Genomic DNA, 21250 nt, shown 5'->3' on the forward strand with positions numbered 1-21250 from the left:
CGAAAATTGCATCTAGCCGCCTTGACGTGATGTACAACCCTCTCTAGCGGGAGCGCCTTAGCACACATGTCAGAAACACCCTCAACGGAGCGACCCATTATGGCCGACGCCGCATCTTCGCCTGCGCCTAAACCGGAAGGAGCCACGGGCGCTCTTGTACTCAGCACAGGCGAGGTTCTGTGGGGCCGCGGCTTTGGCGCTGTGGGTGCGGCAGAAGGCGAAGTCTGCTTCAACACGGCCATGACCGGCTATCAGGAAGTGATGACGGACCCGTCCTACTCGGGCCAGATCGTCACCTTTACCTTCCCCCACATCGGCAATGTCGGCGTGAACGACGAGGATCTGGAATCCAAGGTCGACGGCGCGGTCGGCTGTGTCGTGCGCGAGGACGTGACGCTCGCCTCGAACTTCCGCTCGGGCGGTGAGTTCGGCGACTGGCTCGCGGCCAAGGGCAAGATCGGCCTGTCCGGCATCGACACCCGCGCCCTGACCCGCCGTATCCGCAAGACGGGCGCCCCCAACGCGGTCATCGCGCACGATCCCGAAGGCAACTTCGATGTTCCCGCCCTGATTGCGCAGGCCAAGGCCTGGCCGGGCCTTGAGGGCATGGACCTGGCCAAGGTCGTCACCCGCACCGCGGACGAGAGCTGGGAAGGCTCGACCTGGACGCTGGGCGCAGGCTACGCGGCCGCTGAGGGCGATGATCGCCCTCACGTTGTCGCGCTCGACTATGGCGCCAAGGACAACATCTTCCGCAACCTGGTGAAGGCTGGCGCGCGCGTCACCGTGGTTCCCGCCGAGACGAGCCTTGAAAAGGTGCTCGAACTCAAGCCTGACGGCGTGTTCCTCTCCAACGGCCCGGGCGATCCGGCCGCGACCGGCGCCTACGCCGTCCCCGTCATCAAGGGCCTGCTGGACCGCGACGTGCCGATCTTCGGCATCTGCCTTGGCCACCAGATGCTGGCCATCGCGGCAGGCGCCAAGACCGCCAAGATGTTCCAGGGGCACCGCGGTGCCAACCACCCGGTGAAGCGCCACGAGGACGGCGTGGTCGAGATCACCTCGATGAACCACGGCTTCGCGGTCGACAATGCGACGCTGCCCGACACCATCGAGGAAACCCACGTCTCGCTCTTCGACGGCTCCAACTGCGGCATCGCGATCAAGGGCAAGAAGGCCTTCGGCGTGCAGTACCACCCCGAAGCCTCGCCGGGCCCGCAGGACAGCTTCTACCTGTTCGAGAAGTTCGTCGGGATGCTGGGATGATCTCCTGGCGCCTTTCCCTTCTCCTTCCCGCCCTCGCGCTGGCGGCCTGCGGCGAACCTCCGCCCAAGGCCCAGGTGGTGACGACGGACGGGAAGGCCATCGCGGAAATCTGTGGTGTGCCCGAGACGATGTTCTCGGGCGGGAAGGGCGCTCCGGTGGTTACCCTCTCTCCCGATCTGAGCGCAGCCGAGCAGGCCTGCACCCTTCGCGAGGTGCGCCGCTCGCTCCCTCAGGCCCGCATCATCGAAGCGGACGCGCCGGGAACCCCGGCCCCGACCGCTTCGTCTCCCCTTTGACCCGCATAATCTCAAGGCAGGATTGAACCATGCCCAAACGCACAGACATCTCCTCGATCCTCGTCATCGGCGCGGGACCCATTATCATCGGCCAGGCCTGCGAATTCGACTATTCGGGCACCCAGGCGATCAAGGCTCTCAAGGAAGAGGGCTACCGGGTCATCCTCGTCAACTCGAACCCGGCCACGATCATGACCGATCCGGACATGGCCGATGCGACCTATGTCGAGCCGATCACCCCCGAAGTCGTCGCCAAGATCATCGAGAAGGAGCGCCCCGATGCGGTGCTTCCCACGATGGGTGGCCAGACCGCGCTCAACTGCGCGCTCGCGCTGTTCAATGACGGCACGCTGGAGAAGTGGGGCGTCAAGATGATCGGCGCGGACGCCGACGCCATCGACAAGGCCGAGGACCGCCAGCGTTTCCGTGAGGCGATGGACAAGATCGGCCTCGAAAGCGCGCGTTCGGGCGTGGCCCACACGCTGGACGAGGCTCTCGCCGTCCTTGAGCGCACGGGTCTGCCCTCGATCATCCGTCCCTCCTTCACGCTGGGCGGTACCGGCGGCGGCATCGCCTACAACAAGGCCGAGTTCGAGGCGATCGTGAAGTCGGGTCTCGATGCGTCCCCCACCACCGAGGTCCTCATCGAGGAATCGCTGCTGGGCTGGAAAGAGTACGAGATGGAGGTTGTCCGCGACCGCAAGGACAACTGCATCATCATCTGCTCGATCGAGAACGTCGACCCCATGGGCGTCCACACCGGCGACTCCATCACGGTGGCTCCGGCGCTCACGCTGACCGACAAGGAATACCAGATCATGCGCACCGCCTCGCTCGAGGTGCTGCGCGAGATCGGCGTCGAGACCGGCGGTTCGAACGTCCAGTTCGCGGTGAACCCCAAGGACGGCCGTCTCATCGTCATCGAGATGAACCCGCGCGTCTCGCGCTCCTCGGCGCTGGCCTCGAAGGCCACCGGCTTCCCCATCGCGCGCGTCGCGGCGAAGCTGGCCGTGGGCTACACGCTCGATGAGGTCACCAACGAGATCACGGGCGCCACGCCCGCCTCGTTCGAGCCGACCATCGACTATGTCGTCACCAAGATCCCGCGCTTCACTTTCGAGAAGTTCAAGGGCTCCAAGCCCGAGCTCTCGACCGCGATGAAGTCGGTCGGTGAAGTCATGGCGATTGGCCGGAACATCAAGGAATCGATGCAGAAGGCCCTGCGCGGCCTCGAAACCGGCCTTGATGGCTTCAACCGCGTGGTCGAACTCGAAGGCGCCAGCCGCGACACCATCACCGCGGCGCTCGCGCAGCGCACGCCGACCCGTCTCCTCAACGTGGCCCAGGCCCTGCGCGAAGGCTTCACGATCGAGGAAATCCACGCGATCACCTTCTATGATCTGTGGTTCCTGCGCCACATCGAGGAGATCATCGCCGAGGAAGCAAAGATCATGGAGCATGGCCTCCCGATCGATGCCGCGGGCCTGCGCCGGGTGAAGGCCATGGGCTTCTCCGACAAGCGCCTGGCCACGCTGGCCGTGCGTTCGGTCCATGTCGCGGGCGGTCTGGGCGAGACCCAGGCCAAGAGCTCGGGCCTCCTTCACGATACGATCCGCGCGATGGCCGGTGCCACCAGCGAAGAGGAAGTGCGCGCACTTCGCAACAAGCTGGGCGTGCGCCCCGTCTTCAAGCGCATCGACAGCTGTGCGGCCGAGTTCGAGGCCATCACGCCCTACATGTACTCGACCTACGAAGCGCCGCTCTTCGGCGAGCCCGAGGACGAGGCCATGCCGTCCGAGCGCAAGAAGGTCGTCATCCTGGGCGGTGGTCCCAACCGCATCGGTCAGGGCATCGAGTTCGACTATTGCTGCGTCCACGCCTGCTTCGCGCTGGAAGAGGCCGGGTTCGAGACCATCATGGTCAACTGCAACCCGGAAACCGTCTCGACCGACTACGACACCTCCGACCGTCTCTACTTCGAGCCGCTGACGGCCGAGGACGTGCTGGAAATCCTGCGCGTCGAGCAGTCGAAGGGCGACCTCGTCGGCGTCATCGTCCAGTTCGGTGGCCAGACCCCGCTCAAGCTGGCGGCCGCGCTGGAGAAGGCGGGTATCCCGATCCTGGGCACCTCGCCCGATGCCATCGACCTTGCCGAAGACCGTGAGCGCTTCGCTGCGCTCGTCGACAAGCTCAAGCTCAAGCAGCCCGCCAACGGCATGGCGCGCAGCCGTGACGAGGCCGTCGCGGTCGCAAACCGCATCGGTTATCCGGTGCTGACGCGTCCCAGCTATGTGCTGGGTGGCCGCGCCATGGAGATCGTCGACAGCGAGCAGCAGCTCGATGACTACATCGCGACCGCAGTGCAGGTCTCGGGCGACAGTCCGGTCCTCATCGACCAGTATCTGCGCGATGCGGTCGAATGCGACGTTGACGTGCTGTGCGACGGCGATCAGGTCGTGGTTGCCGGTGTCATGCAGCACATCGAGGAAGCGGGCGTGCACTCGGGCGACAGCGCCTGCACCATTCCCGCCTACAGCCTGCCCGCCGAGATCATCGAGGAAATGGAGCGCCAGTCGCACGCGCTTGCGCTCGGCTTGGGTGTGCGCGGCCTGATGAACGTGCAGTTCGCAGTCAAGGACGGCGAGGTCTACCTCATCGAAGTCAACCCGCGCGCCTCGCGCACCGTGCCCTTCGTCGCCAAGGCGATCGGCCAGCCCATCGCCAAGATCGCCGCGCGCGTCATGGCCGGCGAAAAGCTGTCGACCTTCCCGCCGATCAAGCGTGAGCTTGACTACTTCGCGGTCAAGGAAGCGGTCTTCCCCTTCGCACGCTTCCCGGGCACCGACCCGGTGCTGAGCCCGGAGATGAAGTCGACCGGCGAGGTCATGGGTATCGACCGTGACTATCCGCGCGCCTTTGCCAAGGCCCAGCTCGGTGCAGGCATGCGCCTGCCGGTCGAAGGCACGGTGTTCGTCTCGGTCAAGGACAGCGACAAGGATTACATCCTTCCCGCGGTCCAGAAGCTGGCCGACGAAGGCTTCCGCATCATCGCAACGTCGGGCACGCAGCAGTTCCTGGCGAAGGCCGGGATCGCGGTCGAACTCGTGAACAAGGTCGCCGAAGGCCGTCCGCACATCGTCGACAAGATCGAGGATGGCGAGGTCTCGCTGATCTTCAACACGACCGAGGGGTGGCAGAGCCTCAAGGACTCGCAGTCGATCCGGGCCTCGGCCTTGACCGCGAAGGTCTCGATCTTCACCACGGCCGCCGCGAGCATTGCGGCAAGCGAGGCAATCGCGACGATTCGCGGGAGCCAGCTTGAAGTCCGTTCGTTGCAAGATTATTATAGCTGAAATCGATCTTGCCTTCCCACATCGCTGCAGATCGGACCGGTCCCTCTTGGCGCGCATCGCCGGGGACCGGGCAGGTGACTAGTCGCCTGTCACGAGGCAGCGAGGCGAGCATGGGACGGCAACAGGAGGAAGATTTAGATGGCAAGTGTTGAAAAGCTGCCGATGCTCGCCGAGGGCTACGAACGGCTCATGGCAGAGATCAAGGCGCTGCGCGAAGAGCGTCCTCGTGTCGTCGACGCGATCGAGGAAGCGCGCGCGCACGGCGACCTTTCGGAAAATGCGGAATATCACGCGGCGAAGGAACGCCAGGGACAGATCGAAGCCACGATCGGCGATCTTGAGGACAAGATCAGCCGTGCGCACATCGTCGATCCCGCAACGCTGTCGGGTGACAAGATCATCTTCGGCGCAACCGTGACGCTGCTCGACGATGACGACAAGCCGGTGAAGTACCAGATCGTGGGCCCCTACGAGGCCGACGCGAAGGCGGGGCGCATCAGCTACAACTCGCCCCTCGGCAAGGCGCTGATCGGCAAGAAGGTGAACGAAGAGATCGAGGTGACCGTCCCTTCGGGCGACAAGTTCTACCTTGTCGAGAAGATCGACTTCATTTGATCTGGCGGGCATTCCGGGCTGACCTGTTCGCCCGGAATGCCGCCCGCACACGAAAAGAGCCGGGAAGGGGCGTCCTTCCCGGCTCTTTTCGTGTGTGCCGAAGTCGGTATCAGACTTCGTTGTTCTCGGGGTCGAGCAGACGGTGCAGGTGCACGATCACGTACTTCATCTCGGCATCGTCGACGGTGCGCTGTGCGGCCGACTTCCAGGCGTCCTTCGCGGTTGCCATGTTCGGGAACACGCCCACGATGTCCATGTCGTTGAGGTCGACGAATTCAAGACCGGTCGGATCCTTGACCCGGCCGCCCATCACGAGGTGAAGTTTCTGCTGCATGTGATGTGCCACTTTTTCCTGTTGGGAGACGCCTTGGCCCTATAATTTCCGACTGGGCTGGGGGCAAGGCCGGATCTTCCCGGAAATCGGGCTATTTCAGCTCCTGCAAATCATTATCAAAATGCCTCAGTGACCCACCTTCTTGCGCAGATCTTCGGCGAAATCCGCGAGTTTGTGCGTGCCTTCGCTGGTTGCCTCGCCGGCCTGTTCGATCCGCTTGCCGCTCTTGCGGGCGATGGAGGATGCAAATCCCAGTGCAGCAGTGGCCAATTTTTCAAGCTTGCCCGCCGCGTAGTCCCCCGCGTGCTCGGCGCGTTCCTCGAGTCCTTCGAGGGCCGCGTGCGTTTCGTCGCTTGCGCGGTGCCCCAGGAGACGGATCTCGTCGCCAGCGCGCTTGCCGAACAGGAGGGTGGTGGTGCCCGCTGTCTGGGCAATGCTGATGGCACGCGTTGCGGCGCCGCGCGTCATTCGGCGCGGCAGGAGTGCGGCCACGGCCGCGCCCACCGCAAGGCCGCCGGCCACGGTGATGACCGGGTGGCGCTTCACGAAGCCGATCACCTTCTCGGAAGGACGCTCGTCCTTGCTCGAGGAGTGCAGGGCCACGATGTTGCCCGTATTCGCGCTGGTTGCCGAAGTGGCGGGGGTGGTGGGTTCGCTGTCAGCCATTGTCGGTGTCCTCTTCATGGTCGTGATCAAGCCGCAGCAGCGTCTCGACCCAGGAGATTAGGGGATTTCTGAATATCCAAAGCGCCAGCGCGGCGAGGGTTCCGCCCACGATTGCCGGGTTGTCCTCGACAACGGCCACGGCCTCATCGAAGGCGCCGCGCGCAGCCTCGACGGTCTCGTCAAGGATGCGTCCGGCGATGCCGCGCTCCTCCATGTCGGCGCGGATCGCGCCGTAGCGCGCGTCGAAGGCGTCCTTGGCCGCGTTGCGCACCTCGCGCTGTGCCATGACCTCTTGGGCCGAACTCTTCATGGCCGAGCCTCTTCGCTGGTCGTGTTGGCGATGACGCGCTTCATGGCGCCGAGCTTGCGCTTGGCGTTCATTGCGCACAGCCCCGCAAGGACGGCAAGTCCAAGTGTGACAACGGCCATTGCGCCCCAGACGCCGATCACCTGGCCAAGCGCGATGACGAGACCGACCACGGCCGCCATGGCCGCAAAGAAAAGCAGCACGAGCCCGATGACGAGCAGGGCCACGATCTTCTTGACCTGCTGTCCGGCATAGGCCGCACGCGCCTTCTGGAAGCCGAGTTCGGCCTTGGCGAGGACCTTGGCCTCATCGGCAAGGAGGCGCAGATCCTCGGCAAGGGTGACGTCGTCGGTTCCCGGGCTCGGCTCGGTCCCCGGCGGGGGTTGATGAAGCATCAATCAGGCTCGGTCGTCAGGGGGATCAGCTGCTTTTCGAAAACAGGCGGCCCAGGACATAGCCTGCGGCCACGGCCATACCGACCGAAAGTGTCGGATTGGAGCGCACGAAGGCACGCGTGTCCTCACCCAGTTCCTCGAACGATTTTTCGTCGAGGCGGGCGGCCGCGTCCTGCATCGACTTGGACGCGGAGCGGGCATAGTCGCCGTACTTCACGCCCGCCTTGTCGTCGATGTAGGCGACGTTGTCGTCGATGACCTTGGAGAGGCGCACGATGGCCTTGCTCGTCTGCGCCTTGCCTTCCACGGCGTATTCGCTGGCCTTGGCCTTGGCGTCTGCGGCAAAGGCGTCGGCCTTTCCGCGTGCCTCATCCGAGCAGTGCTTCGCTTCCTCGTTCAGGCTGTCCTTCTTCTGCGAGAACTTGGCGCGATACTCGTCCGCAAGGGCGTGGGCGCCAGCCTTGGCTTCGTCGACCGCCTTGGTGAAGTGGCTCTTGGCGGCATCGGCGCCAGGGGTCGTCGTGTCGTCTATGGTGGATTCGACCATCGAGGTTTCCTTCCTTTGCCCAATCGCCGCAGCCTGCCTTTGCCCCGGCATCGCGTGCGGCGTCTGAATGATATGGTGTGCACACAGGGTAACACAAGCTACTCAATAATGCTGCAACGCAACTTGTCACAGGTTGTTCCGCTGCTTAGAGCGCCAACCAGAGTCACTGGAATGTGGCGACAGAGGAGGTTTCGAAAATGACCGCGATCATCGATATTCATGGCCGTGAAATTCTGGATAGCCGTGGCAACCCCACCGTGGAGGTCGACGTGCTGCTGGAAGACGGCAGTTTTGGCCGTGCCGCGGTGCCTTCGGGCGCGTCGACGGGGGCGCATGAAGCGGTCGAACTTCGTGACGGGGACAAGGACCGGTACCTGGGCAAGGGCGTGCTCAAGGCCGTGGACGCGGTCAACGACGATATTGCCGAGTGCCTGATCGGCCTCGATGCCGAAGACCAGCGCGACCTGGACCTGGCGATGATCGATCTCGACGGGACCGAGAACAAGAGCCGCCTGGGCGCCAACGCGATCCTGGGAACCAGCCTGGCGCTTGCCAAGGCGGCCGCGAATGCCCGTGGTCTGCCGCTCTATTCGTACATTGGCGGTGTCTCGGCGCACGTCCTGCCGGTGCCGATGATGAACATCATCAACGGCGGCGAGCACGCCGACAACCCGATCGATTTCCAGGAATTCATGATCATGCCGGTGGGCGCCGGTTCGATCACGGAAGCCGTGCGCTGGGGTGCCGAGATCTTCCACACGCTCAAGAAGGGTCTGTCGGAGAAGGGCCTGGCAACCGCGGTCGGTGACGAAGGCGGCTTCGCGCCCAACCTTGCCAGCACGCGCGATGCGCTCGACTTCGTGATGGCCTCCATCGAGAAGGCCGGCTTCAAGCCCGGCACCGACATCCAGCTTGCCCTTGACTGCGCCTCGACCGAGTTCTTCCGCGACGGCAAGTACGAGATCAGCGGCGAGGGCCTCTCGCTCGCTCCGGCGGCTTTTGCCGACTACCTTGCCGATCTGTGCGCGGCCTACCCGATCATCTCGGTCGAGGACGGCATGGCCGAGGACGACTTCGAGGGCTGGAAGGCGCTTACCGACAAGATCGGCGGCAAGGTGCAGCTGGTGGGTGACGACCTCTTCGTGACCAACCCCAAGCGCCTGACCATGGGCATCGCGCAGGGTCTCGCCAACTCGCTTCTCGTGAAGGTCAACCAGATCGGCACGCTGACCGAGACCCTCGAAGCCGTCTCGATCGCGAACCGGGCGGGCTACACCGCGGTCATGTCGCACCGTTCGGGCGAAACCGAGGACGCGACCATCGCCGATCTCGCCGTTGCGACCAACTGCGGCCAAATCAAGACCGGCTCGCTCGCGCGTTCGGACCGGCTTGCCAAGTACAACCAGCTCATCCGCATCGAGGAAGAGCTGGGCGGCGCGGCGCACTACGCCGGTGCCGAAGCCTTCAAGGTCTCGCTTGGCTGATAGGGCGATGTGGCAGCCTTGCGCCGCATAGCGGCGCGAGGCTCCTCGACATGAGTTGAAGAAACCCCGGTACCGCATTGGTATAGGGGCTTTTTTATTGCATTTTGAGGGCCGCGGTCGTGCCGCCTTCTTCGAGCAGGACCACAGAGCGCGAAGCGGCAGTGAAGTACTCGAGCATGGCTCCGTAGCCGCGCGCGCTCAACTTCACGTAGACGCGGCGGGCATCGCCGGGGTCGGCTTCTCGCAGGAGAAGTCCCTGCTTTTCCAGGATCGTGATCCAGCGCAGTGCGGTGGTGGAGGGCACGGCAGAGCCGATGCACGCGCTCGTTACCGAAACGCTGCGCCGTTCCTTGGCGGCAATGAACAGGTCCAGCAGGATATCCCAGGCCGGCTCGCCAAACAGGTCGTCCGACTGGAAGATCTTGGAGCGCCGCCGCCGGTCCTCGTACGTCTGCCGGGCGAGTTCCACCCAGATGGGATGGTCCTTGCGGCCCGTGTCGTTGGCGGAAGTCGCGGCCCGCAGGCGTCGGGTATGCCCATCTGCCGCGGCAAGATCGGGCAGGACATCGAACGGTGAGGCGCCGTTGGGCGCGTCGTCGTCAAGCTCGAGCTGGCGCGCCATGGCCAGGAGCTCGTTCGCGATGCCGATCAGGCGGATCGCCTTGTTTCGGTTTCGCATCCTCTGGTCTGTATTTTCCATCAGTCCGGATCACCGTCGCACAAGGAGTGGGTGGTCCGATGGGCCGGATGGCCAACCGGGAGCCGAGATCCACATCGACGTCGGAGCAATCGTGCGTACAATTCCTTACTTGGCCGCATCATCCCCGCGTGCGGCCTTGGCGTCCCGTCCTGACGAATTCTTGCCCCGATCGTCTGACATGGTCCAACAACCTTAAGCGCGCTTACGGGCCCGCGTCTTTACGAGGTTATTCCATTTCGGTTGCAGTTGGCAGCAGTTCGATCGATCGGTTAAGCAGTGTCACGGCTGCATCGAGATGGGCAGCGGCCACGCTTTCCCCCGCCATGTCGAGCTGGGCGAGGCAGTCGTAGAGATCATCGAGCAATTCCTGCAATTGAGCCCGGTCCTTCATGGTGCCGTTTCTCCTGTCGGCTGTTGGTGTACCGGCTGCGACCCCGGGTTTGGCCTCGTGTAAACGCCCCTTGTATCGAGCGTTCCGAGCCAGATGTCACATGAACATCCGTTATGGCTCTAAAATGCCATATGCCCCCTTTCTAGGGCCATTCGAGGGCGGAGCAATCAGGGTTTGCGCGCTGTTGCGTTTCGGGACTGGTGCGAGGGCGAAAGCTACCGCGCTCCAGCGACCGGTGCGCGCGCATGAAAAAGGGCGCCGGGCCTGTGCCGCGGCGCCCTTTTTGCAAGGGTGTGGTGTGACCTCTTCCTTAGCGGCCGAACTTGTCCTGCAGCTTGAGCAGGGCAAGTGCTGCCTTGGCCGCTTCGCCGCCCTTGTCCTTCTGCGCCGGATCGGCGCGGACGAGGGCCTGCTCTTCGTTCTCCACGGTCAGGATGCCGTTGCCGATGGCGATGCCGTCCATCGTCAGCGCCATGATGCCGCGCGCGCTTTCGCCCGCGACGATCTCGAAGTGGTAGGTCTCGCCGCGGATGACGACGCCAATGGCGACATAGCCATCGTATTCACCGGCGCCGTCCGCGAGGGCGAGGGCTCCCGGGATTTCGAGTGCGCCGGGAACGGTGATGACGTCGACCGAATGGCCTTCGGCTTCCAGCGCCTTGCGGGCGCCTGCGACGAGCATGTCGTTGAGGTGGTCGTAGAAGCGGGCTTCGACGATGAGAAAACGAGCCATGGTGGTAGCTTCCTTAGCTTTCGCTGGACGTGATGGGGCGTTCGCCGACGATATCGAGGCCGTAGCCTTCGAGCGCGACGAGCGAATGACGGGTGTTGGTCAGGAGGATCATGTCGTGGATTCCCAGTTCGGCCAGGATCTGCGCGCCCACGCCGTAATCGCGCAGTTCCTCCAGGTCCGGATTCTTTCCATCGCGGAACTGGCGCTTGAGGTCCATCACTTCGGAGAAAGATTGCGACATCGGGCTGTTGATGACGACGATGACGCCGGAGCCTTCCTCGGCGATGATCTTCATCGAGCGCTGCAGGAGGTCGGAGCGATCCTGCGATTCCTCGCCAAAGATGTCCACGAAGGTGGAGAGGGTGTGCATGCGCACCAGCGTCGGCTGTGTGGGGTCGATGCGCCCCTTCACCAGCGCGATGGTCTCATCGCCGGTCGCGCGGTTGTGGTAGCAGCAGGCCGTCCACTGGCCGCCATGGCGGCTCGTGAAGGTCAGCTCGTTGGTCTTCTCGACCATGCGGTCGTGCTTGCGGCGGTAGGCGATGAGATCGCGAATGGTGCCGATCTTGAGATCGTGGAGTCGCGCGAAGCTGACGAGGTCGTCCATGCGGGCCATCGTCCCGTCGTCCTTCATGATCTCGCAGATCACGCCCGAGGGATTGAGGCCGGCAAGGCGCGAGATGTCGACCGCGGCTTCGGTGTGGCCGGTACGCACGAGGACCCCGCCATCACGGGCGCGCAGTGGGAAGACGTGGCCGGGGGTAACGATGTCCGCCTTGGACTTGGTGCCGTCGATGGCAACCGAAACGGTGCGGGCGCGGTCACCGGCGGAGATGCCCGTGGTCACGCCCTCGCGCGCCTCGATCGAGGTGGTGAAGGCGGTTTCGTGCCGGGTGCCGTTGTGCTGGCTCATCAGGTCGAGGCCAAGTTCGTCGACGCGCTGGTTGGTGAGCGAGAGGCAGATGAGGCCGCGGCCGTGGGTGGCCATGAAGTTGATCGCGGCGGGCGTGGCCATCTGCGCCGGAATGACGAGGTCGCCCTCGTTCTCGCGGTCCTCGTCGTCGACGAGGATGAACATTCGGCCGTTGCGCGCCTCGTCGATGATGTCCTCGATGGGGACAAGGACGGGGGTCTCATCGTTCGAGAAAAGGACGTGCTCGAGTTTGGCGAGGGTTTCGGTGGTGGGGTTCCAGCTTTCCTCGGTGCAGTCGCGCAGGGTGTTGGCGTGGAGGCCGGCGGCGCGGGCAAGCCCGGCGCGGCTCATGCCGCCTTCGGTGATGAGCTTGCGGACCTGGTCGATGACTTTGGAGGGCATTGGTCTTTCTCACATTGCGATGTGTGGCCGTTAGACCTTTATCACATCGCAATGCAATAGCTGAGTATCCGATGTTCAGCTGTCGAGGCGTTGGCGCGCCAGACGCGCGCGACGAACCTTGTGCTGCTCGAGATCCTCGAGCGTGGGGATCGTGTCATCGAGAATGTCGGCCAAGACTGCGCCGCGCTCGCCGGGAGGGCGCGTGCGGCCCGCGGTCGTGTCGCGGAACACCTGCCGCTCGATCTCGGCATTGAGTAGCGCGCCCAAGAGGACCCCGTAGGCCGAGAGGTAGAGCCACATCAGGAAGACAACGATGGCCGAGAGTGATCCGTACGTCGCGTTGTAGTCGCTGATATAGGCGACATAGAACGAGAAGCCGAAGGAGATCGCCAGCCACAGGAAGGTGGCCAGCATCGCGCCGGGCGCCAGCCAGCGCCACTTGGCGGGGCGCCGGTCGGGCCCGAAGCGCATGATGAGGGCAAAGCCGCAGGTGCCAAGGATCAGCGCGGCAAGCCATGTCAGCCAGGTGAACAGGGTCGCGGTCGAGGTGCCCAGGTAGAACGAAGCCTGGCGTTGCAGCCAGGTGAAGACGCCGCCCGCCAGGACGCCGGTCAGCGCGATGAAGACGGCGGCCAGGGTCAGGCTCGCAGCCCGGAAGGAAACGGCGATGGTGCCGCGGGTCTCGTGCTCCTCGTTGACGATGTTGAGCGCGCTGATCATGCCGTTGGCCGCGCGCATGCCGCCGAAGATGGCGAAGAACAGGGCAATGACAAGGGCAAGGCCGGTAACGCCGGAGCTGGTCGAGACGATCTGGATGAGCTGGGCCTGAAGGACCTGCGCGACTTCAGGCGGAACCACATCAACGATGCTTTGCATCTGCTTGCGCACGGTATCGGCATCGCCGACCAATCCGTAGATCATCACTGTCGCGGCGATCAGTGGGGTCAGCGCGAGGAAGCAGTAGAAGGCCAGTCCTCCTGCCAGGAGGCCCAGTTCATGGAAGCCCGCCATGATCCAGACCCTGCGCAAAATCCGCAGCCAGGCGCGGGGCGGCATCTGCAGGGGCCAGTTGGAATCCGCACCGGGCGGGGCGTTGGGGGGGAGATAGTCCTCGGTCATGCGCTAACAAACTGTACGGGAACCATTGTGGTTGCAATGCGATAAGGGTTATCGGCGGTGTGGACACGGCCTTGGCGCGCATGGGGACAGAAACAGCGTTGTTTATGAATGGACTAAGCGATACACCTTGTCTCCGTACCCGAACCAGGGGGGCTCGTGTTATCCGCTGCGGCTGCGCACTTCTTTCACTTTCGGTCGGTCTGGCCTACGCTACGCCCGTTCTGGCGCAGGAAAGCCAGGTGCCGGGCGATCCGGCCATCCAGGAACGTGCCGATGAGCCCTCCTCGCTGAAGGCCGGTGCGATGGATGTGCCCGCTCTGCCGGACGCGTCTGATCTGCCCGAGGTCGAACCCGTCATCGATGACGAGGAATTCAATTCCCGCGTTCCCGAACTGGGCGCGAGCGAGGATCCCGAACTCGACAAACCGCTGGACTCGATCGCTGATTTCGAACGCCGCATGGCCGGAGAAGGTGAGAGTGCGCGCGCGCGCGCGCGCGCGCCCGAGGCGCCCGTACAGACGGTGCAGTCGATCCCCGACGATGTGCAGACTGTCCGCGAGATCGAGAATGCGCCCATTCGCGACGCCGAGCTTTCCGAGCCTTTGCCGCCGCTCGACCAGTTCGAGGTGACCCCGGTCGAATTTGCCGAGGAGGGCGGCGAGGAGCAGCAGAGCGAGGTCCGCTACCGCGTCGAACTCGAGGGACTTGAGAGCGCGGACGAGGAAAGCCCGACGGCCATCAAGAGCGTGTTCAACTCGCTCTCCGCCCTCAAGAAAGGCGATGGCAAGGCGAACAATACGGCCATGGTCTCCGCGCGCCTCGAAGAGGATGCGCAGCTTCTCCAGACCCTGCTCGAGGCCGATGGCTGGTATACGCCGCGTATCCGCACGCGACTTGCCCCTGCGCGCGACAGCGACGAGGGCGATCTCACCGCGCGCATTTCGGTGGTTCCCGGGCAGCGCTTCACGTTCTCGGACATCGTGATCGAGGCCGATCCGACCGAGCCGGAAGGTCTGATCGCGGACAACATGCCGCTCAAGGTCGGAGAGCCGATCGTGGCGCAGCGCGTGCAGGGGGCCGAAGCGCGCGTGGCGGTGGCCCTGCCGCAGAACGGCTATCCCTTCGCCAAGGTCGGCCAGCGCGATATCCTGCTCGACCGCGATACGGGCGATGGCGTGTACACCTTGCCCGTCACGATCGGTCCGCGCGGACGCTTCGGGGGTATCACGACCGATGGCGACACGGCCTTCGATGCCAGGCACGTGGGTGTGCTGGCGCGTTTCGAAGAGGGCGATCTCTATGACAGCCGCATGGTCGATGACCTGCGCAAGGCGCTCATTGGCACGAGCCTGTTCTCAACTGTCGCGGTCGAGCCCGAACAGACCGGGGAGGTGCTGGAGGACGGCACCGAGGCGGTGCGCCTCCACGTCAAGCAGGACAAGGGGCCTGCGCGCACGATCGCCGGTTCGCTCGGCTATGCGGCGGGTGAGGGTATCACCGCGCAGGCGGCCTGGACCCATCGCAACATGTTTCCGCCCGAAGGCGCTGTCAGCTTCAACGGAATCCTCGGCACGCAGCAGATGGGGCTTGGCAGCACCTTCCGCCGCTCCAATGCGGGCCAACGCGACCGCACGCTCGAACTGACCGCCGAGGCTTTCTACAACGATTATGACGCCTACGACGCTTATACCGGACGCCTGGCCGCGCGCATCAGCCGCGATTCGACCCCCTTGTGGCAGAAGCGCTTCACCTATGGTGCCGGCATCGAGCTGATCGGTACGGCCGAAACTGACTACAACGAGACCACCGGAGATCGCAGCCGCCGCACCTACTACATCGCGGGCGTCAACGGGCAGGTCGGATGGGACACGTCCGACAGCCTCCTCGATCCGACCAAGGGTTTCCGCCTGACTACGCTGATCCAGCCCGAGGCGACGCTCAACAAGGGGTTCAATCCCTACCTGCGCGCGCGGATCGATGGTTCGGCCTACTACCCGGTGACGGACAGCCTGGTGATCGCCGGGCGCGTGCGGTTCGGCACGATCCAGGGCGTGGGTCTGTTCGATCTCGCGCCTTCGCGGCGTCTCTATGCCGGTGGCGGCGGATCGGTGCGCGGCTTCAGCTATCAGGGGCTTGGTGAACAGGCCCCCGATGACCGTCCGATCGGTGGGCGCAGCCTCAACGAGGGCTCCATCGAGGCGCGCTATCGTTTCGGAAACTACGGCGTGGTTGCCTTCGTCGACGCGGGCCAAGCCTATCGCGAGACCATGCCCCAGTTCAACGATATCCGCTACGGCGTGGGTATCGGCGGTCGCTTCTACACCAATTTCGGACCGATGCGCCTTGATGTGGCAACGCCCATCAACCGGCGCCCAGGAGAATCTTCCATCAACGTCTATGTCTCCATCGGGCAGGCCTTCTGATGGCCCAGGACGAACTTCCCGACACCGGCGAAACGGATACGGTGGAAGCCGCCCCGACCAAGCCGAGCCTATGGCATCGCGCGCGCATACGCCTCGTAAAGACGGTCGTGGCTGCGGTGCTGGGGATCGTGGTGCTTGTCGCGGCCGTGATCTTCGGCATCGATACCGGGCCCGGACATCGCTTCGTGGCCGAGCAGATCGCCGGGCTGACCTTCGAGAATGGCATGCGGCTTCGCGTGGGCCGGATCGAGGGCTCCCTTTACGGCGAGATGACGCTGCATGACCTGTCCGTACGCGATACCAAGGGGGAATTCCTCTTTTCGCCTGAGATCCACGTCGACTGGCGGCCCTTTGCCTATCTCCAGAACCACGTCGATGTGCGCAGCGCGACGGCGGGCCAGATGGTTCTGCGCCGCGTGCCGGTGTTCAAGGAAACCCCGCCGAGCGAAGGCCCACTGCTTCCCGATCTCGACATCGACATCGGCGAGCTGCGGGTTGACCGTTTCATCGCCGAGGCGCCGGTTTCGGGCGAACGCCGGATCATGTCGCTCTCGGGCGAGACGCATATTTCCGATGGCCGGGCCATCGTCGATGCCAAAGGCGCGACGATTCCCATCGAGGGCAAGGAGGGGGGCGACAGTTTCCTCGTGAAACTCGACGCTCAGCCTGCGAAGAACCGCCTTGGTATCGATCTGGATCTGAAGGCGCCCACCGAGGGTGTCATCGCTGCGCTAGCCGGCTTCACGCAGCCCATGGACCTGGCGCTGACGGGCAAGGGGGACTGGGCGAGCTGGGATGGGACGCTCAAGGGCTCCTATGGCGGCGCCCCGCTGGCGGATCTTGCCTTGCGCGCGCGGGATGGAACTTTCCAGGTTCGTGGCGATACGCAAGTCGCACGTCTTTTCGAAGGGCCGACGGCGGCCCTCCTGGGGCCGATCACCCGTCTTGATGTGACCGCGGCACTTGCCGAGCGCAGCATGGCGGTCAAGGGAGAGGTCAGCAGTGACGCTTTCCGTCTCGTGCCTGCGGGCCGCATCGATCTGTCCGACAACACCTTCGAGGACTTTACACTCGACTTCACCTTGCTCAGCCCTTCGGTGCTGACCGAGAACCTGCACGGTTCGGGGGTCGATGCCCACCTCGCTCTGGATGGCGCCTTTGCGACGCCATCGGTGGATTACGAGATCACGGCCGCGCGCCTGGTCATGAACGACATGGGCCTGCAGGGCTTCACCGCACGCGGCGCGGCAACGGTCGACGCCGAGCGGATCCTCATTCCCGTCTCGGCGCGCGTCGCTCGCATCACGGGGCTCGACGCGGTTGCGGGAGGAACCCTGGAGCAGGTGCGTCTTGATGGCGATGTCGCGGTCAAGGGCACGCGTATCCTTTCGGACAACATGCGCCTGCGCTCTGACCGCATCGATGCCGGGCTGCTCCTGGTCGCGGACATGAGCGAGGGCTTCTATACCGGCGCGCTCGACGGACGGATCGACAACTACGAGCTTTCCAGCGTCGGCATCTTGACGATCAACGCCGACATGGAGCTGAAAGGCGAGGGCGCGAACTATGGCCTCGACGGTACGGTCAAGGCGCGTTCGACCAAGCTCCTCAACGAGAATGTCGCGACCTACCTTGGCGGCGATTTCGCGGTGTCCTCACGCGTGCGTTACGGCGCGGACGGTGTGGCGCGCTTTTCGAACGTCAACCTGACTGCGCCTTACCTCAATGTCCGGGGCGGATCGGGCCTGTGGTCGCCCGATGGCCGTATTGCGTTCAACGCCGATGGCACGTCCGAGCAGTACGGAGCGATTGCGGTACGGGTAAAGGGCACCATGACCGATCCCGACGCGCACCTCACGGCTGAACGGCCGGGGCTGGGCATTGGTCTTGCCAATGTCGATGCGCGCGTGACCGGGGCGAAGGGCGGCTACCGTCTCGATATGACGAGCGATACCGATTACGGCCCGCTCAAGGCCGACGTCACGCTGGAAATGGCCAAGGCCATGGCGGTGCAGATCAATTCGGCCACGCTTTCGGGGATCGATTTCGCCGGGCGCCTTGTCCAGACCGCCAGTGGGCCTTTCGCGGGCCAGCTGAGCGCTTCGGGCAATGGGGTCGGCGGCAAGGTCGATCTTTCGGCGGACGGCGAATACCAGGCCGCGAAGTTCAACCTGCGCGCCAAGGATACGGTATTCCAGGGGCCTGCAAACCTCGCCATCGGATCGGCTATCGTTGATGGGCGTGCGGTGCTCTACGATCAGCCGCTGCTCGTCGCCGACGCGCAGGTGTCGGGCGTCAGCATGGGCGAATACAACCTGGCCGCAGGCCGCGTGCTGATCGATTACCGTGACGGAGCGGGCAGGGCGAAGGGGCTGGTCGAGGGTGTGAGCGGCATTCCCTTCCGGCTTGGCTTCAACGCCGAGATGCAGCCCGAGTTGTGGCGGGTGGCCCTGCGTGGTCGTATGCGGGGGCAGACCGTCAAGACGATCAACCCGGCCCGCATCGCCATCAAGGAGGATGGCTACGAGCTTCTGCCCAGCGCTGTCTCGATTGGCGGAGGCACCTTGCGGCTCTCGGGCGACTATGGCGCGGGCATGTCTCTCAAGGCGCGGCTCGAAGGGCTCGACGTCGCCATGGCCAATGCGTTCATGCCGGGCCTCGGCCTTGGGGGGACCGTCAATGGCAGCGTCGATTTTGCGCAGGAGAACGCGGCCTCCTTCCCACAGGCCGATGCCCGTCTGACGCTTGCGAACTTCACGCGGACCAGCTCGAGCACTGTCAGCGAGCCGGTGAACATGAACCTTGTCGGCAAGCTGCTGGCTGACGGAGCGGAAGTGCGCTCGGTCGTGCGCCGCCGGGGCAGCGTGATCGGCCGTATGGCTGCCAACCTGCGGCCGCTTCCCGCGAGCGAAGGCCCGTGGATGGCGCGGCTTCTCGAGGCGCCCCTGAGCGGTGGCATCCGTTACAACGGGCCTGCAGCGACGCTGTTTTCCTTTGCGGGCCAGCCAGGCCAGTCGCTGACGGGCTCGGTTGGTTTGGCTGCGGACTTCTCCTGCAAGCTCATGGACCCATGCCTGAAGGGCGTGGTGAAGGGCCGGGGGCTCACCTATGAGAACCAGGCTTACGGGACCCGCCTTTCGGAGATGGATCTGGAAGGCGCCTTTACCGGGGACCGCTTTGCCTTGCGCTCGCTGAATGGCAAGGCTGGCGATGGTACGATCAAGGCCAACGGCTTTGTCAGCCTGTCGGCAGCCGGCGGCTATCCGATGGATATCAAGGTCGAACTCGACGATGCACGCCTCGCCAAGAGCAGTTCGCTGTCGGCAAGTGCCAGCGGTTCGCTGCGTTTCCAGAAGAAGCCGAGCGAAACGCCGCTCCTCTCGGGTGAAATACGCCTTCCCGAGACCCGCTACCAGATCGTGATGGACAGCGTCTCCGAAGTGCCCAAGCTGACCGGCGTGCGTTTCAAGCCGCGTCGCGGTCCGGTGCGCGTGTCTGGCGACGAGGAAGCGGAAAGCATGGCGGGTGCCTTCGGCAACATCCGTCTCGATCTCCATCTTCTCGCACCTGAGAAGCTCTACGTGTCCGGCATGGGCCTGGAGTCGGAATGGTCGGCCGACTTCACCATCAATGGCACGAGCAGCGAGCCGACCATGGCCGGCAAGGTGGAGCTTGTTCGCGGCACCCTGGGCTTCGCGGGTCGCTCCTTCGATCTCAGCGAGGGTCTCATCACCTTCAATGGAGGCCGCACGATCGATCCCACGGTGGCCATCACCGCGACCGAATCGATCGAGGACGTCCAGGTGAGCGTGATTGTCTCGGGCCAGGCCTACGATCCCCAGTTCGACTTCAATTCCTCGCCCAGCCTGCCCGACGACGAAATCGTCTCGCGCATCCTGTTCGGCAGCTCAGTGGCGAACCTCTCGGCCATCCAGGCCGTCCAGCTCGCCTCCTCGCTCAACTCGCTGCGGGCCTCGGGCGGCGGTCTGAACCCGCTCGGATCGTTGCGCTCGGCGACCGGTGTCGACCGGCTGCGTATCCTGGGCGCGGATGAGGACAGCGGGCGCGGAACGGCGCTTGCTGCAGGTCAGTACCTGACCGATGACATCTACGTCGAACTCATCACCGATGCCCGCGGGTTCACCGCGACCCAGCTGGAGGTCAGCGTGACCAACTGGCTCTCGGTCCTGAGTCAGGCGGGTGGTTCGGGCGTCAACAGCGTCAACGTGCGCATCCGGAAGGATTATTGATGCCGCGGAGTGCTCTTTTCTTGCGAACTCTGGCACTGGCAGGGGCAGGCTTGCTCGCCGCCTGCCAGCAGGAGCCCGGGTTCGATGAGCGCTACGAGGACGCCACGAAGCGCATCGAAGCGAGCAGCAAGGCCATCGATGCGCAGCTGGCCCCTACGGCCGCACCTACGCGCGGCGGTGGCGCTGCGGCGGCGCCTGTCAGGTAGGCTTGAGGCAACCTGGTGTTTACCTGCCTTTGCTATCGATTGCAGAAGAAGGTCGCGCATCACGAAAGGTTTAGGAATGTACGCCGGAAATCCCGGTGATCGGCTGTCCGGTCGCCATGAGGTGCTGCTGAGCGCGCGCTGCCGCAAGTCCCCCTGGAAGGTCTTTGATGTCGAGATCGGCAATCTGGGAACTGGCGGCTGCTCGATCCTGCGGAGCCGGGAGAGCTTTGCGCAAGGCGAGGAAGTCACGTTGCGATTCGCCCATCTCAAGCCGCGCAAGGCGCGCGTACGCTGGGTGCGCGAAGGGGCCGTCGGCATCGAATTCGTGCACGCACTTGCGCCGGCAACGATAACCGATCTCAATGCCCGCTACGGACTGTCCATGGCTGTGCCACAGGATCCGGCGTGATTGTCGATGTCAGGAGAGGGGGGTGGTGGACGCACTTGGGCTCGAACCAAGGACCCGCTGATTAAGAGTCAGCTGCTCTACCAACTGAGCTATGCGTCCCCACGAGAGGGCCATCCCTGTAAGGATGGTTGGTAAGGTGGTGGTGGACGCACTTGGGCTCGAACCAAGGACCCGCTGATTAAGAGTCAGCTGCTCTACCAACTGAGCTATGCGTCCCCACGAAAGGGCCACCCCGAAGAGTGGTTGATGAAGGCTTGGTGGACGCACTTGGGCTCGAACCAAGGACCCGCTGATTAAGAGTCAGCTGCTCTACCAACTGAGCTATGCGTCCACTTTTAGCCTTCTGCCGTGAGCCGGTGTGAAGCCGTTTGGCTTCGCCGATTCGGCGGCGGAGTGGCTCCTATACAGGCTCATTCGAGGAAGGGAAGAGAAAACTTGAAA

Annotated in this window: 19 protein-coding genes and 3 tRNA genes; 9 read left to right on the forward strand and 13 right to left on the reverse strand. The window is 64.2% G+C overall.

Annotation, left to right across the window (positions count from 1 at the left end; translation table 11 throughout):
- Window positions 1–99 precede the first annotated feature (99 nt).
- From carA to greA, 4 genes are all read left to right on the forward strand, one after another.
- Entirely contained in the window at window positions 100–1266 is a 1167-nt protein-coding gene (carA, locus tag HT578_RS01185; RefSeq protein WP_213501651.1) for a glutamine-hydrolyzing carbamoyl-phosphate synthase small subunit, read from the forward strand.
- Window positions 1263–1562, forward strand: coding sequence for a hypothetical protein (locus tag HT578_RS01190; RefSeq protein ID WP_039393869.1), 300 nt, complete (start codon window positions 1263–1265; stop codon window positions 1560–1562). Before carA ends, HT578_RS01190 begins: the two co-directional genes overlap by 4 nt.
- A gap of 29 nt (window positions 1563–1591) precedes the next feature.
- Window positions 1592–4915, forward strand: a complete 3324-nt coding sequence (carB, locus tag HT578_RS01195) for a carbamoyl-phosphate synthase large subunit (RefSeq protein WP_213501653.1) — start codon at window positions 1592–1594, stop codon at window positions 4913–4915.
- Window positions 4916–5053: 138 nt separating this feature from the next.
- Window positions 5054–5530, forward strand: a complete 477-nt coding sequence (greA, locus tag HT578_RS01200) for a transcription elongation factor GreA (RefSeq protein WP_039393865.1) — start codon at window positions 5054–5056, stop codon at window positions 5528–5530.
- A gap of 109 nt (window positions 5531–5639) precedes the next feature.
- Here the strand turns inward: greA and HT578_RS01205 are convergent, their stop codons facing one another.
- The 5 genes from HT578_RS01205 to HT578_RS01225 form a co-directional block, all read right to left on the reverse strand.
- Complete coding sequence (locus HT578_RS01205) at window positions 5640–5864, reverse strand: DUF4170 domain-containing protein (RefSeq protein ID WP_039393863.1); 225 nt, start codon at window positions 5862–5864, stop codon at window positions 5640–5642.
- A gap of 126 nt (window positions 5865–5990) precedes the next feature.
- Window positions 5991–6530 carry a hypothetical protein gene (locus HT578_RS01210; RefSeq protein ID WP_039393861.1) on the reverse strand — a complete coding sequence of 180 codons (540 nt, stop codon included), beginning with the start codon at window positions 6528–6530 and terminating at the stop codon, window positions 5991–5993.
- Window positions 6523–6840: a hypothetical protein gene (locus tag HT578_RS01215; protein WP_213501654.1), complete on the reverse strand. Its 318-nt coding sequence runs from the start codon at window positions 6838–6840 to the stop codon at window positions 6523–6525. Before HT578_RS01215 ends, HT578_RS01210 begins: the two co-directional genes overlap by 8 nt.
- Window positions 6837–7232 carry a phage holin family protein gene (locus HT578_RS01220; protein ID WP_213501656.1) on the reverse strand — a complete coding sequence of 132 codons (396 nt, stop codon included), beginning with the start codon at window positions 7230–7232 and terminating at the stop codon, window positions 6837–6839. Before HT578_RS01220 ends, HT578_RS01215 begins: the two co-directional genes overlap by 4 nt.
- A gap of 25 nt (window positions 7233–7257) precedes the next feature.
- On the reverse strand, window positions 7258–7779 hold the full coding sequence (locus tag HT578_RS01225; RefSeq protein ID WP_039393855.1) for a hypothetical protein: 522 nt from the start codon (window positions 7777–7779) through the stop codon (window positions 7258–7260).
- Window positions 7780–7976: 197 nt separating this feature from the next.
- Here HT578_RS01225 and eno point away from each other — a divergent pair, with 197 nt between their 5' ends.
- On the forward strand, window positions 7977–9263 hold the full coding sequence (gene eno, locus HT578_RS01230) for a phosphopyruvate hydratase (protein WP_213501658.1): 1287 nt from the start codon (window positions 7977–7979) through the stop codon (window positions 9261–9263).
- 94 nt (window positions 9264–9357) lie between these two features.
- Here the strand turns inward: eno and HT578_RS01235 are convergent, their stop codons facing one another.
- The 5 genes from HT578_RS01235 to HT578_RS01255 form a co-directional block, all read right to left on the reverse strand.
- Window positions 9358–9963 carry a helix-turn-helix domain-containing protein gene (locus HT578_RS01235; protein ID WP_039393852.1) on the reverse strand — a complete coding sequence of 202 codons (606 nt, stop codon included), beginning with the start codon at window positions 9961–9963 and terminating at the stop codon, window positions 9358–9360.
- A 226-nt stretch (window positions 9964–10189) separates the two neighbouring features.
- Window positions 10190–10354, reverse strand: a complete 165-nt coding sequence (locus HT578_RS01240; protein ID WP_213501660.1) for a hypothetical protein — start codon at window positions 10352–10354, stop codon at window positions 10190–10192.
- Window positions 10355–10664: 310 nt separating this feature from the next.
- A complete protein-coding gene (gene ribH, locus HT578_RS01245) occupies window positions 10665–11087 on the reverse strand; it encodes a 6,7-dimethyl-8-ribityllumazine synthase (protein ID WP_039393850.1) in 423 nt (140 codons plus the stop codon).
- A gap of 13 nt (window positions 11088–11100) precedes the next feature.
- Window positions 11101–12402 (reverse strand): 3,4-dihydroxy-2-butanone-4-phosphate synthase, encoded by a 1302-nt coding sequence (gene ribB, locus HT578_RS01250; protein ID WP_213501662.1) that lies wholly within the window; start codon window positions 12400–12402, stop codon window positions 11101–11103.
- Between the two features lie 75 nt (window positions 12403–12477).
- Complete coding sequence (locus HT578_RS01255) at window positions 12478–13521, reverse strand: YihY/virulence factor BrkB family protein (RefSeq protein ID WP_239026427.1); 1044 nt, start codon at window positions 13519–13521, stop codon at window positions 12478–12480.
- 302 nt (window positions 13522–13823) lie between these two features.
- Here HT578_RS01255 and HT578_RS01260 point away from each other — a divergent pair, with 302 nt between their 5' ends.
- From HT578_RS01260 to HT578_RS01275, 4 genes are all read left to right on the forward strand, one after another.
- Window positions 13824–15944, forward strand: a complete 2121-nt coding sequence (locus tag HT578_RS01260) for an autotransporter assembly complex protein TamA (RefSeq protein WP_239026586.1) — start codon at window positions 13824–13826, stop codon at window positions 15942–15944.
- Window positions 15944–20194, forward strand: coding sequence for a translocation/assembly module TamB domain-containing protein (locus tag HT578_RS01265; RefSeq protein ID WP_213501666.1), 4251 nt, complete (start codon window positions 15944–15946; stop codon window positions 20192–20194). Before HT578_RS01260 ends, HT578_RS01265 begins: the two co-directional genes overlap by 1 nt.
- A 20-nt stretch (window positions 20195–20214) precedes the next feature.
- On the forward strand, window positions 20215–20400 hold the full coding sequence (locus HT578_RS01270; protein WP_239026428.1) for a hypothetical protein: 186 nt from the start codon (window positions 20215–20217) through the stop codon (window positions 20398–20400).
- Between the two features lie 76 nt (window positions 20401–20476).
- Window positions 20477–20809: a PilZ domain-containing protein gene (locus HT578_RS01275; RefSeq protein ID WP_213501670.1), complete on the forward strand. Its 333-nt coding sequence runs from the start codon at window positions 20477–20479 to the stop codon at window positions 20807–20809.
- A 23-nt stretch (window positions 20810–20832) separates the two neighbouring features.
- Here the strand turns inward: HT578_RS01275 and HT578_RS01280 are convergent.
- From HT578_RS01280 to HT578_RS01290, 3 genes are all read right to left on the reverse strand, one after another.
- Window positions 20833–20908: transfer RNA gene (locus HT578_RS01280), tRNA-Lys, on the reverse strand.
- 41 nt (window positions 20909–20949) lie between these two features.
- A tRNA-Lys gene (locus HT578_RS01285) sits at window positions 20950–21025 on the reverse strand.
- 39 nt (window positions 21026–21064) lie between these two features.
- Window positions 21065–21140: transfer RNA gene (locus HT578_RS01290), tRNA-Lys, on the reverse strand.
- Between the last annotated feature and the right edge of the window lie 110 nt (window positions 21141–21250).

Source organism: Novosphingobium decolorationis, assembly GCF_018417475.1.
GTDB classification, from domain to species: domain Bacteria; phylum Pseudomonadota; class Alphaproteobacteria; order Sphingomonadales; family Sphingomonadaceae; genus Novosphingobium; species Novosphingobium decolorationis.